Raw genomic sequence first — 12,575 nt, forward strand, 5'->3', positions numbered from 1 at the left:
GAAGTGATCTAGCATGCGAGTGTGTTGACTCGGGCGCCTTCCAACAGCGTTGCTGGGTGGCTGGTGCCTGCACTTCCTCTCTACGGTCAGGATCACGAACGCGGCGATCTCGCCTGGTAACGGGCTGGATTCCCCTCGCTGTCCACATTCCGCCTCACCGCACGCCAGGCACGCTGGCATATGCGGTGGGAGCTGACCGTTGGAGGAATCAGACATGACCGCGACCTCGGCGTCTTCGCTCGAGGACTTCATCGCCGCCTTGCCCAAGGTCGAGCTGCATGTGCATCTGGAGGGATCCCTGCAGCCGGAAACGCTGCTGACCTTGGCCGATTCGCACCAGCTCAGCGATCTGCAACGCTCGCTGGAGGAGATCCGTTCCTGGTACGAGTTCCGCGACTTTCCCCATTTCCTCGAGGTCTACCGGCACGCGGTTCAGGTGCTGCGCGATGCCGAGGACTTCGCGCTGCTGGCCGCAGAGACCATCCGTAGTCTCGCGCGGCAGAACGTGCACTACGCCGAGGTCAACTTCAGCCTCTGCGACCACCTCGAACGCGGCATCCCAGCCGAGGTCGTCTTCGCCGGACTCGAACAGGGCCGCACACAGGTCGAAGCCGAACACGACATCACCATCCGGTGGGTACCGGACTTTCCTGGTGACTTCGGTGTCGCAGCTGGAGAGCGCACCTTGGACGCAGTCCTGACACACGGCCCGGCCAGCGTGCTGGGCTTCAGCATCGGCGGGCTGGAAGTCGACCGCGAACCATTCGCCGACCTGTTCACCCGCGCCCGCGCTGCCGGGCTGCGTAGCCTGCCGCACGCCGGGGAAACCGAAGGCCCAGACCGCGTGTGGTCGGCGATCCACGCTCTCGGTGCGGACCGTATCGGCCACGGCATTGGCAGCATGCGCGATCCCGCTCTGGTCGACTACCTGCGGGAGCAGCAGCTGCCATTGGACGTCTCGCCGACGTCGAACCTGTGCACCCGCTCTGTGGCCTCGTTGGAGGAACATCCGTTGCCGCGGATGCTCGAGAAGGGACTGCTGGTCACCCTCAACTCTGACGACCCACCGATGTTTGGCACCGACCTCACCGGCGAGTACCGCACCGCAAGCCGGATGGGGCTCGGTCCCGCAGCTTTGGCCCAGCTCGCCCGCAACGGCGTGCAGGCCAGCTTCCTGGAACCGGCACGCAAAACCGCCCTGGTTGCCGAAATCGACGCCACCGCGGCGCAGCACGATGCAGCTTCATGACCAACCAGCAAGGACATGCGGTGGCCGCGCAACTACTGAGAAGCGTCCGTATCAGGCGATCACGCATCGGGAGACTTCATGATCTCGTCTATAAGTGGCCGTCACGATCACGCTGTGGCTGGTCAGAAAGTTCTCGTAACCGGCAGTGCCGGGCATCTCGGCGAGGCGATGGCCCGGGTTTTGCGCGAGCGGGGACGCGAGGTTGTGGGAGTTGATGCCCACGATTCATCTTTCACAACCGTGGTCGGGTCGATCACCGACCGCGAGGTGGTCCGCGAGTGCCTGCACGGTGTCGGCGTCGTCCTACACGCCGCGACGCTGCACAAACCCCATGTCGGCTCGCACGAGCGGCAGGCGTTTGTCGACACGAATATCGCCGGCACGCTGGTACTGCTCGAGGAGGCTGTCACAGCCGGTGTCGAGAGCTTCGTGTTCACCAGCACCACCAGCGCCTTTGGACATTCGCTGACCCCCGCTCCGGGGGCACCGGCCGCCTGGATCACCGAGGACGTCAAACCGATTCCGAAGAACATCTACGGCGTAACCAAGGTTGCGGCCGAAAACCTCTGCGAACTCATCCACCGCGAGCACGGCTTACCCGTGGCCGTGCTGCGCACCTCGCGGTTCTTCCCTGGGCTCGACGACCGCGACGACGTCCGCTCCCGCTACACCGACGCCAATGTCAAAGCAAACGAGTATCTCTACCGCCGTGTCGACCTCCAGGACGTCGTCAATGCCCACCTGTTGGCGGCCGAACGAGCACCGCAACTCGGCTTCGGGCGCTACATCATCAGCGCCACCACCCCGTTCAGCCCGGACGATCTCGCCGAGCTGGGGCAGGATGCCACCGCAGTGGTACGCCGCCTCTTCCCGGACATTGACCGGGAGTACACCCAGCGAGGCTGGATGCTGTTTCCCCAGCTCGACCGCGTCTACGTCAACGAACGCGCACGCGTCGAACTTGGCTGGACACCCCATTACGACTTCCGCCATGTCCTCGACCTCATCGCCGCCGACGAAGATCCGCGCAGCCCACTCGCCCGCGCGGTGGGAGCCAAGGGCTACCACTCCGTCCCCGCAGGGGGCTACACATCGAGCGCCGCTCATCACCGGCGCTGAACACACCCGCTCGGAGCCGCCTCGCCACGGCGAATTCACGACGGTGAAATACGTGACGGTGCCAGTACACCGGCCAGCCAGGGCCGGTGAGGATCGCAACCCTTGCGCAGCAAGGGCTTTCGTGTTCCAGTCCAGTGGCACCGGCCTACAAGGGCCGGTGAGGATCGCAACTCGCGCACTGAAGATCGAACTGGTCTATCGGAACTCCTGGCGCACCCGAGACGAGGCCGAGAACGCGACCTTCAGCTACATCGATGGCTGGTACAACACCCCGCGCATCCAAAAGGACCGGCCGCAGTCTCCCGATGACCCGGTAGAGCATCGTACACTGGTGACGTGCATCAGCCTGTTCGCTGATCTGGACACCGCCCGGGTGCTGTTTGCCACCGAAGGCCGCGACGCCGCCACGGTCCAGCGGTTCGCCGCGGATCTGGCCGCCCACGGTGGCGACCCCCAGAAGGTGCACACCACCAGCTCGGACATGAGTGCGGCGTTCATCGCCGGCATCTGCGAACATTTACCCCACGCGCGGCTGACCTTCGACCGGTATCACCTGGCGGCCAAGCTGTCCGAGGCCGTTGACGCGGTACGGCGGACCGAGATCGCCACCCGTCCCGAGCTCAAGCACACCCGCTGGCTGTGGCTGAAGAACTGGTCCAACCTCTCGGTCACGCAGCGCCGCGAGCTGCAACAGCTGATGCGGCCGTCGGCGCGACTGGCCACCGCGCGCGCTCTGCGCTGGCGGGAAGACTTCCAAGCCTTCTACAACCAGGACCCCAGCTACGCCGCCGAGTACCTGCACGGCTGGTGCGCCGGTGCCAAACGCTCCCGCCTGCAACCCATCAAGGACTTCGTCGACCTCGTCCGGCGACACTGGGACGGGATCATCGCCTGGCATGCCTCCCGCGCCTCCAACGGACTACTCGAAGGCACCAACTCGCTCATCCAAGGCGCCAAGGCCCGCGCCCGCGGATACCGCAACAAGAACAAGATGATCAGCATCGCCTACCTCATCGCCGGCAAACTCCCACTACCCACAGTCACCAACCCCGCGGCCACATGACTGGTAACCACGGTCGGTAACCACGGCATCACGCAAAGCTACCTACCCACGCAAAACAGCGAAGAGCCTACGCCGGGCCCTCACCGGCAATCCCTGGCGACAACCGAGCCAGGCACCTGCCTGAGCCGCCGCACACTTCACTCATGGTCCACAGCGGACCCATCATGCCCACAATCAGCTACGTGAATGTTTACCGGTGAACCTGCTCCCATGGGCGATGATCATGATCTGATGGATCCAGTCTCACATCATGGAGCATCAGGAATCACGGCAGTCGAATCGAAAAACCGTCAATACCTTTGTTTCATCAATGGAGGACTGTGGTTTTGATCGCTACGACTGCGAGTGGTAGCACTACGCGCTGAATGACGAACCTTATCCAGACACGTATTTTGACTTTCCCATCACATATAGTTGAGCCGGTAAAAGACAGGAAAGGTAATGTCGCGTCAGAAATCCGTTTTGACCGGCTTCTCCGGTGTCGACACAGTCGTCGCCGGGGACATGCTGACCTCCTTCGCCCTATCACGATCGCGACGACCGCGACGGGGGTCGGCGTGACGGCACCGCGCGTCGTTGTCGCCGGCGGCCATTCGGCCGGGCACATCGAGCCCATGATGAACTTCGCCGACGCGCTCCGTCGGCGGGAGCCCACGGCCGAGATCACCGCCCGCGGCACCGTCCGCGGCCTCGACACCACGCTGATCCCGGCCCGCGGCTACCCGCTCGAACTCATCCCCCCGGTGCCGCTGCCGCGCCAACTGAACCGGGTCCTGCTGCAAACGCCGGGCAGGCTGCGCGACTCGGTGCTGGTGGCCGGGGCGGTGCTCGACCGCGTGCGGGCCGAGGTCGTTGGTGGGCTTCGGCGGCTACGTGGCCGCGTCGGCCTACCTCGCAGCCCGCAGGCAGGGCCTGCCGATCGTCGTCCACGAGGCGAACGGCCGGCCTGGGGTGGCCAACCGGCTGGCGGCCCGGATGACGACCCACGTGTTCACCGCCGCGCCGAGTGTCCGGCTGCCTCACGCCACCGCCATCGGGATCCCGCTGCGGCCGGCGATCACCGGCCTCGACCGACCCGCGCTGCGCGACGCCGCCCGGCAGCGGTTCGGTCTGCGACCCGACGGGCCGGTACTGATGGTCACCGGCGGTTCGCAAGGCGCCCGGGCGATCAACGACGCGGTGTCCGGCGCGGCCGCGACGTTACGGGCGACCGGCGTGCAGGTGCTGCACATCACCGGACTGCGGAACGTGGTCGAGGTGCCGGACGGCGACCCCGCCGACCCCCCTTACGTCGTCATCCCCTACGTCGACGAGATGCAGTACGCCTACGCCGCAGCCGACTTCGTGATCTGCCGCTCGGGAGCGATGACCTGCGCCGAACTTGCCGCTGTCGGCCTGCCGGCCGCGTACGTCCCGCTGCCGCTGCGCGGCGGTGAGCAGCGGCTGAACGCCGAGCCGGTGGTCGCGGCCGGCGGGGCACTGCTCGTCGACAACGCCGACCTCGACCCGGCCTGGATCGAGACCACTCTGATCCCGGTGCTTACCGATCCCGAGCGGATCGCGGCGATGTCGGCCCACGCGTCAGCGGCCAGCGCACCTGACGCGGACGTCGTCCTGGCCCGGCACGTGCTCACCGCGATCCCTCCCAGGTATGCCGACCCCACGCACGATCCAAGGATGCAGCATTGACCGGCGCCGTCCGCATGGACATCGGCAAGGGGAGTATGCGAACAAGCGCGGTTCAGCGTTTGACTCAACCGGATCTACCTCGACCTCCCGACGGGACGTGGTCGACTTTCCTCGGGTGGATGATCGAGACATGGTCGGCAGGCTCGGCGGTGAATTCAAGTGCTTGCAGCAGCGCCAAGATTGCCGCACACCGATCCTGGGCACACGGAAGCTCGGGCGGCGCGAACGGCGGCAGCCCGTCGAGCGGCTCACGACCGGTTCGAGCGAAGTCGACCCCGACGGGGTCCTGCCGCCCGGGAAGCGCGCCCGACGGGCGGAGTCGGCTCGCAGAGCGCTCTTCTCGGCCATGGCGCTCAAAGAGTGCCAAGGCCCGCTGGCGAGGGTCCGCAGTCGGCGACCAAGCTCGGCGAGAAGACTCGGAGCGATACCTCGGAATGACGAGTGCCCCGCCCACCTTCCGGACGGGGCCCTTTGGTGCCGTTCGTCAGCCGTCGAGCTCGCCGGCCTTAACCGCTGTCAGGAAGGCCGACCATTTCGGTGGTCGAAGGCCAAGACCGGGCTGGTCTCGCCACACGGCGCGGTGTCGAGCAGGTGCGCGAGCAGATCCGCAAGTTGCGATCCGAATCATCCGAGTAGCCTCACCAAACTGCGAGTCTCACTCGGGCGTTGCCTCGTGCCCAGGGAGAGGAGCACCGCGCTCGTCGACGCTACGTTCGCGTTCCTTCATCTCCGCCTCGAAGACGTGCCGTCGTCCCTGCATGAGCAACTCCCGAGCCTGCCGCTCATGCTTACGGAACGTGGACCAGTACCCATCATCGAATTCCTCGATGATCTGGAAGGTCCACCGGCCCGGAATGACGTTCCGGCCGACAAGTTGCCGCTCGATCACCCTCGCGAGTTCGTCGTGACCGGCCCGTTTCAGGCCTTCCACGGCTGCGCAAAGGGCCGCTGCGCCAGAACCGATCAGCTGGTGAAACTCGTACAGGTGACCGCGCGCCCGTTCGACGGTCTCCAACGCCTCGCTCAGTTTCCCGAGCGCAGCAACCGTCAGATCGTCGGCACCTTCTGGTCGACGGTGCTCCGGGGCTGGCCGATCAGGGGCACCAGCTTTTCGGCCTCCGTTCACCCCGAACTGGTCCAGGTTGTCGGCGTCCATACGGCCATTCTGGCCCCGAATGAGACCCGCCACCTCCTCGTGCGGCTGCCGAGCATCTCGCCGCAGCCCTACACCCACCTGGCTTTTCGTGGCGCTCAGTTCGCTGCGGACCAAGACCGCGCCGGATCCGCGAACTCCACCGAACCGACATCGCCAACCGCTGACCACCTCGTTGGCAGCGGGCCGTGTATCCGATGACGCGCCGCAGATCGAGTAGGCGGGCCACGAACACCCGCTGGATCTTTCCATCTCGGCGCGCAAGGCTGGCGATGATCTTTTCGACAAAATTCCCGAAGACGCGGCCAGTGACGACAAGCGCTGGGCCGCTCGGGTCCTTGGAGTCGCGAATAGCCGTCGCCTCGGAGACGAAGGCGACCTCTACGCAGACGCCGCCGCTTCCGTTGCTGCGGCTGCTCTTGCGCCACACGGCGTGGGAAAGGTCCGGGGTGAGCATTGCGATCCCCTTGATCAGTTGTCCATGCTGGCAGCAATTTCATCCATCAGTGTGACGGACTCGGCTGGCGCGAGTGCTGCTGTCTGCGGTGCGGCGAAGTTCAAGCTGTACGCGGCGACATCCGGCGGTTCTTCCAGGTAGGCGCCGTGCGTGAGGTTGTCGAGGTAGACGACATCGCCGAAGTGATCCTCTGCGAACGACAGCATGGTGAACGAGCAGCCCATCGCGGGGTAGGCCCCAGTCCCCATCGAGAGCACTTGGATCGTGACGTTGGGGCGTTCGGTCCACTCGGCGAGACGGCTGATCTGTGCGCGCATGACCTGTGCGCCGCCGATGCGCTGCCGCAGGGCGGGCTCCCAGATGACGGCTTCGACGCGTAGCGGTGCCTCGGTGAGGAGCCGGGACTGACGAACGGAACGAACCTCGGCGCGACGTCTCGCTACTTCCTCCGGGACCGAGGGCTTGCCGGCGCGAGCCAGGGCTACCGCGTAGTTCTCGGTCTGGAGCACGCCAGGTACGAGGTCGGACATGAACGTCCGTTCGCGCCACCGCTTCGGATTCGAGCTCCATGAAGTCTTGGGCGGCCTCGAAGAGGACGTCCTTGTCGTACTCCTGCCACCAGCCCGGGTCGCAGCACCGGTATTCCCGCTTCGCCGCAGGAGGTTTTGGTGTGCTGCGGTGGCGCTAAGGGCGGCATGATGGCGATGCTCGCGGCGGTGATGTGCCGCCACGAGAACGAGAAGGTGCACCGGATGTCCGGGCGGGTGCTCGCTCCGGCCGGCTACTACCTATGCACCGCTGGTGAACAACGTTGCGAGAGGACCCGTGAGCGTTTTTGGGTGCCATAGCGCCCAGAAACGCTCACGGCACCCGCGCAACAGCCCCGGCGCGACACTGCACCGGCGCCGACCGAAACAGCGGCGCCTCGCGCTACCTACGAGCCGCATCGCTTTCGCTCACACCAACAACAAGGCCCTGCGGTCGGCGCTGGCGCACTACCGCACGATGCTGTCCTACGGACGGGTGCCACAAGGCGACGAACTGACCGCCGCGGCCGCGATCTGCCTCACTCCGCAGCACTGGATTGACCGGTGGGACCGCACCTACGCGCAGCGGGTCGACCGGCTATGTACCCGCGTGCAGCCATCAACGGAAACCTCGGCATGAAAACACGCGGGTGGTCCCCGTTTTCGACGGATCGCCGGCCGCACCGATGCTGACGAGATAGTGCTGGTAGATCTCCCGGATGCGGGTGAAGAGCTGCCATGCCAGGTCGCGCCAGTTCCGCGTCGTTGGTCTCCTCGGCGAGCGGATATAGCACCACCCGCCTCATCTAGGCATTCCACGGCCTGTTGTAACGCCGCAGGCGGCAGCGTTGCTAATCAGGTGGCGACCGTTGAGGCGATCGCTGCGGCTATCGCCAGCAGCAGGGCCGTCATTACGAGTGTGGTCGCTGCTCGCAGGATCCTGAACTTCTTCGCTCCGAGGCGGGCTACTACGAGCAGCTGTTCGCGACGCCAGCGCAGCGGATCATTCGCCGCGCTTGCGAGGTGTTGCGCCAGTTCGGCGTCGGTCATCGATTCGATGGCTACGAAGCCGCTTCCCCGTAGGCGGGGTCGCACGTTCCACAGGAGCAGTAGCAGGGCGACCGCTAGCAGTGTCAGCGCGGACCAGAACAGGAGGATGGCAGCCAACGACGTCGCGGCTCGGGGGAGCACCGCAACGCCAATGGTGAGGATTGGGCTGAAAACCGCAAGCAGGATGCCTGTCTTGGTCTCAGTTCGTCCAAGTGCTGCGTCTCCTCGGCTCAGCTCTTCCTTGAGCAGGTCCTGGAGCTTCTCCGAATTGGATTCGCTGTCAGTGGCCATCTCGTCGCTGCTAGTTTCCGTCATGGGCGCATCATGCTCCAGAGCACCGCTTTTTCGGGGTGGATGAACGAGAACTGCCGGCAGCCAAGACGGCTACGCCGACTTCTACGTCGGCAAGCTGGGCTTCGAGGTGGTCTCCGACGTCGACATGGGCTTCATGCGCTGGCTCACGATTGCGCTGCCGTCGGATCCGGAACGGCAGCTGCTGCTGGAGGTGCCGGGACCGCCGTCGCTGAGCGAAGCGGTCGCCGCGCAGGTCCGCGACCTGGTGACCAAGAGCGCGATGGGCGTCGCGGCGATCCTCGCCACCGACGACTGCCAGCAGACCTACGAGGCCCTCAGCGCGAAGGACGTCGAGTTCACCGAGGTGCCCACCCGGCAGCCCTACGGCATCGACTGCGCCCTGCGCGACCCGTTCGGCAACCACATCAGGATCACCCAGCTCGCGGCGCAGCCCGCCGAGATCACCGACGCCGACATTGCCCGCTGGCGGCCCGAGGCCGAATAGCCGGGGTGTGCGGGACGCGTCCAGTCCCGTCGTGCTCAGGCCAGGAGTGGAAGAGCCCCGTCGGCGGAATTCGTCGGCGGGCTCTTCGCGTGGTGCGGCTCGGTCAGGCGATGCGGGCGCTCGTGTTCACCTGTTGGTGTTCGCTTTATTTGACTCATTCCAGAAACGCTGGTAGTCATGGAGCCATGCCGTCCATCGATGCCGCCGCCCTTCTGAGAGGGGCGGCGCTGCGGGTGACCCGTCCGCGGGCTGCCGTGCTCACGATGGTCTCGGACAATCCCCACGCGGACACCGACACCATTGCGACGGCGGTCCGCCGCGAGCTGGGTTCGGTGTCGACCCAGGCGGTCTATGACGTCCTGCGCGCGCTCACGGAGGCGGGCTTGGTCCGCCGCATCGAACCGGCTGGTTCCCCCGCCCGGTTCGAGACGCGCGTGAGCGACAACCACCATCATCTGGTGTGCCGCGACTGCGGTGCCATCGCCGACGTCAACTGTGCGGTGGGAGAGGCTCCATGCCTCCACGCCGAGGGCCCGCACGGATTCGTGCTCGACGAGGCCGAGGTGACTTTCTGGGGCCTCTGCCCGGATTGCCTCTCCCGTGCCGAGTGAGCACGCATGAAAACATTCCACCGAGGAGCGAGTTTTGCCCGAGAACAACCAGAAACCGTTGACCACGGTGGCCGGTGCGCCGGTCCCTGACAACCAGAACTCCCTGACCGCCGGCGCTCGCGGTCCGATGCTGCTGCAGGACGTTTGGTTCCTGGAGAAGCTGGCGCATTTCGACCGCGAGGTCATCCCGGAGCGCCGGATGCACGCGAAGGGTTCGGGCGCGTTCGGCACCTTCACGGTCACCAACGACATCACCCACTACACCAGCGCGAAGATCTTCTCCAAGGTCGGCAAGAAGACCGACCTTTTCGTCCGGTTTTCGACCGTCGCCGGTGAGCGTGGCGCGGCCGACGCCGAGCGCGACATCCGCGGCTTTGCGTTGAAGTTCTACACCGACGAAGGCAACTGGGACATCGTTGGCAACAACACCCCGGTGTTCTTCTTCCGCGACCCGCTGAAGTTCCCGGACCTCAACCACGCGGTGAAGCGCGACCCGCGCACCAACCTGCGCAACCCCGAGAACAACTGGGACTTCTGGACCAACCTGCCCGAGGCGCTGCACCAGGTCACGATCGTGATGTCCGACCGCGGCATCCCGGCGTCCTACCGCCACATGCACGGCTTCGGCTCGCACACCTACAGCTTCATCAACGCCGAGGGCCAGCGGTTCTGGGTCAAGTTCCACCACCGCACCCAGCAGGGCATCAAGAACCTGACCGATGCCGAGGCCGAGGCCCTGGTCGGCAAGGACCGCGAGTCGCACCAGCGCGACCTCTTCGAGGCGATCGAGAACGGCGACTTCCCGAAGTGGAAGCTGTACGTCCAGATCATGCCGGAGGCCGACGCCGACACCTACAAGTACCACCCGTTCGACCTCACCAAGGTGTGGTCGAAAAAGGACTACCCGCTGATCGAGGTCGGCGAGTGGGAACTGAACCGCAACCCCGACAACTACTTCGCCGACGTGGAGCAGGCCGCCTTCACCCCGGCCAACGTGGTGCCGGGCATCAGCTTCTCGCCCGACAAGATGCTGCAGGGTCGGCTGTTCTCCTACGGTGACGCCCAGCGGTACCGCCTGGGTGTGAACCACCACCAGATCCCGGTCAACAAGCCGAAGAATCCGGTGAACTCGTACCACCGCGACGGTGCCATGCGCGTCGACGGCAACCAGGGAGCCACCCCGGGCATCGAGCCGAACTCGTACGGCCGCTGGGAGGAGCAGCCCGCCTACCGCGACCCGGCCCAGGGCGTGGGTGCCGTCGCCGACCGGTTCAACTACCGCGAGGACGACGACAACTACTTCGAGCAGCCCGGGATCCTGTTCCGGAACATGTCGCCGGAGCAGCAGCAGGTCCTCTTCGAGAACACCGCGCGCGCGATCGACGGTGCCTCCCAGGCGACCATCGAGCGGCACCTCGCCAACTGCACCAAGGCCGACCCCGCCTACGGCGAGGGTGTCCGCAAGGCGATCCAGGCGCTGGCCGCGAGCAAGGGCTGAGACCCGCTGGGGCACGGACTTCGCTGTTCGCAGGCGCGGCGGTCACGGGAATGCCCGTGGCCGCCGCGCCGTCCCGGCAAGACGATTCGCAAGATTCGATCAGGAAGAACTGCTGATGAGCCCCGGTGGACTGACTCCGGTGCAGACCGAGCGCGTCGTGGCGCTTGCCATGGACCTGGCCCGGGAAGGTGAAACCGTGCAGTTGGCGGAGTTCGTCGATCACGGACTCCCGGTCGACGTGGCCGACCAGGGCGGGAACACCCTGCTCATGCTCGCGGCCTACCACGGGCACGCCGAGACGGTGCGCGCGCTGCTCGACCGCGGCGCGAATCCCGACCTGCGCAACGAACGAGACCAGGCGCCCATCGCCGGTGCGTTGTTCAAGGGCGCGGACGAGGTCGTGGCAGCGCTCCGCAAGGCGGGAGCCGACCTCGACGCGGGCACGCCCACCGCGCGGGCCGCCGCAACCATGTTCGGCCGAGAGCACCTCCTGGCCGACTGAGGCATTAACCCCGGCGCGGCGGCCTCTGGTGCTTGCGTTCCCAGAGCATCTTTTGGCTGACGAGTGAGGATTTTCGCTACCAGACAAGGCGTGGCGCGATAGTCCATATTGGATGATCACGGGCGCAGATGGGGAAAGCCCCGCCGCCGGGAAGCCGCTGGTTTGGGTCTTCCGCAGCAGACCGGCCGGCTCGCCCCCCTTCGGGGAGGCTGCTCGCCTGAACAACGCCTTCGGTTGCTTCCTTTCGGAAAACGGCCTGGCGCGACGAGTCCGCGTGGCAGGATCGCGTTTCGAATGACTGGGAGTTATGGAGGAATCGTGGCGACTTGGGAAGATCTCATCGCTTTTGTCCGGAACGAATACCGGCTCGTCACCGGCGAGGTGGAAGATGGCGAGCCCGAATACCAGATCATCGAGGACAGCGGGGACGAGGTCCGGATCCTCGTCGAATACGACGACGACCGCAGCCAGATCGTCATCGTCTGCCGCGAGCTGCTCGACGGCCGCGAGGACTGGGTGCAGGTCGTTTCGGTGATCGGCCGGGCCGAGAGGGTTGACCTGCGGAAACTGCTGGAGGAGCTCGGGCAGACTTCCGTGGTGTGCGGCGCGGTGATCATCGGCGAGCACGTCGTTCTCCGGCATTCACTGCCGTTGCTCAACCTCGACATCAACGAGTTCACCGATCCGCTGAACTTCGTCGCCGAAACAGCGGACCATCTGGAGGAAGTCTTCTTTCGCAACGACGATTACTGACCCGTTTCGTGCTGTTCGCGCGCTTTGGGGTTTGCCTGACCAGCAGTCCCGAGCAGGTGGTTGCACGCGTTGACTAAAAACTTGCATGCGCGTCATATCTGCGCA

11 protein-coding genes and 4 pseudogenes are annotated in these 12,575 nt (G+C 65.6%); 12 read left to right on the top strand and 3 right to left on the bottom strand.

Annotation, left to right across the window (positions count from 1 at the left end; all coding sequences use genetic code 11):
• The first annotated feature begins 214 nt into the window (after window positions 1-214).
• The 6 genes and pseudogenes from add to ACRXBZ_RS25645 all read left to right on the top strand — a co-directional run bounded on the left by add (window position 215) and on the right by ACRXBZ_RS25645 (window position 6,474).
• Window positions 215-1,249 carry an adenosine deaminase gene (gene add / locus ACRXBZ_RS25620; RefSeq protein WP_433881256.1) on the top strand — a complete coding sequence of 345 codons (1,035 nt, stop codon included), beginning with the start codon at window positions 215-217 and terminating at the stop codon, window positions 1,247-1,249.
• Between the two features lie 78 nt (window positions 1,250-1,327).
• Window positions 1,328-2,368: an NAD-dependent epimerase/dehydratase family protein gene (locus tag ACRXBZ_RS25625; RefSeq protein ID WP_433881257.1), complete on the top strand. Its 1,041-nt coding sequence runs from the start codon at window positions 1,328-1,330 to the stop codon at window positions 2,366-2,368.
• Between the two features lie 157 nt (window positions 2,369-2,525).
• Complete coding sequence (locus tag ACRXBZ_RS25630; RefSeq protein WP_433881258.1) at window positions 2,526-3,431, top strand: transposase; 906 nt, start codon at window positions 2,526-2,528, stop codon at window positions 3,429-3,431.
• A 192-nt stretch (window positions 3,432-3,623) separates the two neighbouring features.
• Window positions 3,624-3,783: pseudogene (locus tag ACRXBZ_RS25635) on the top strand (M15 family metallopeptidase); the annotation flags it as partial.
• A 262-nt stretch (window positions 3,784-4,045) separates the two neighbouring features.
• A pseudogene (locus ACRXBZ_RS25640) lies at window positions 4,046-5,120 on the top strand (UDP-N-acetylglucosamine--N-acetylmuramyl-(pentapeptide) pyrophosphoryl-undecaprenol N-acetylglucosamine transferase).
• 673 nt (window positions 5,121-5,793) lie between these two features.
• A complete protein-coding gene (locus ACRXBZ_RS25645; protein WP_433884157.1) occupies window positions 5,794-6,474 on the top strand; it encodes a hypothetical protein in 681 nt (226 codons plus the stop codon).
• Window positions 6,475-6,562: 88 nt separating this feature from the next.
• On the opposite strand, the pseudogene ACRXBZ_RS25650 reads toward ACRXBZ_RS25645, so the two are convergent.
• Window positions 6,563-6,730, bottom strand: a pseudogene (locus tag ACRXBZ_RS25650) (DUF397 domain-containing protein); the annotation flags it as partial.
• Window positions 6,731-6,744: 14 nt separating this feature from the next.
• Window positions 6,745-7,260, bottom strand: coding sequence for a DUF5753 domain-containing protein (locus ACRXBZ_RS25655; RefSeq protein WP_433881259.1), 516 nt, complete (start codon window positions 7,258-7,260; stop codon window positions 6,745-6,747).
• A gap of 295 nt (window positions 7,261-7,555) precedes the next feature.
• Between ACRXBZ_RS25655 and ACRXBZ_RS25660 the strand changes: the two genes are divergently transcribed.
• Complete coding sequence (locus ACRXBZ_RS25660; RefSeq protein ID WP_433881260.1) at window positions 7,556-7,897, top strand: hypothetical protein; 342 nt, start codon at window positions 7,556-7,558, stop codon at window positions 7,895-7,897.
• 215 nt (window positions 7,898-8,112) lie between these two features.
• On the opposite strand, the gene ACRXBZ_RS25665 is transcribed toward ACRXBZ_RS25660, so the two are convergent.
• Window positions 8,113-8,622 (bottom strand): Pycsar system effector family protein, encoded by a 510-nt coding sequence (locus ACRXBZ_RS25665; RefSeq protein WP_433881261.1) that lies wholly within the window; start codon window positions 8,620-8,622, stop codon window positions 8,113-8,115.
• Between the two features lie 76 nt (window positions 8,623-8,698).
• Here ACRXBZ_RS25665 and ACRXBZ_RS25670 point away from each other — a divergent pair.
• The 5 genes and pseudogenes from ACRXBZ_RS25670 to ACRXBZ_RS25690 form a co-directional block, all read left to right on the top strand.
• Window positions 8,699-9,106 (top strand): annotated as a pseudogene (locus ACRXBZ_RS25670) (VOC family protein); the annotation flags it as partial.
• Between the two features lie 185 nt (window positions 9,107-9,291).
• The gene (locus ACRXBZ_RS25675) at window positions 9,292-9,717 is read left to right on the top strand and encodes a Fur family transcriptional regulator (protein ID WP_433881262.1); all 426 of its coding nucleotides are present in this window, start codon (window positions 9,292-9,294) and stop codon (window positions 9,715-9,717) included.
• Window positions 9,718-9,751: 34 nt separating this feature from the next.
• Window positions 9,752-11,215 carry a catalase gene (locus ACRXBZ_RS25680; protein ID WP_433881263.1) on the top strand — a complete coding sequence of 488 codons (1,464 nt, stop codon included), beginning with the start codon at window positions 9,752-9,754 and terminating at the stop codon, window positions 11,213-11,215.
• 115 nt (window positions 11,216-11,330) lie between these two features.
• Window positions 11,331-11,717: an ankyrin repeat domain-containing protein gene (locus ACRXBZ_RS25685; protein WP_433881264.1), complete on the top strand. Its 387-nt coding sequence runs from the start codon at window positions 11,331-11,333 to the stop codon at window positions 11,715-11,717.
• A gap of 318 nt (window positions 11,718-12,035) precedes the next feature.
• Entirely contained in the window at window positions 12,036-12,470 is a 435-nt protein-coding gene (locus ACRXBZ_RS25690; RefSeq protein ID WP_433881265.1) for a type III secretion system chaperone family protein, read from the top strand.
• Window positions 12,471-12,575 lie beyond the last annotated feature (105 nt).

It is taken from the genome of Saccharopolyspora hattusasensis (assembly GCF_050972075.1).
Classification (GTDB): Bacteria; Actinomycetota; Actinomycetes; order Mycobacteriales; family Pseudonocardiaceae; genus Saccharopolyspora; species Saccharopolyspora hattusasensis.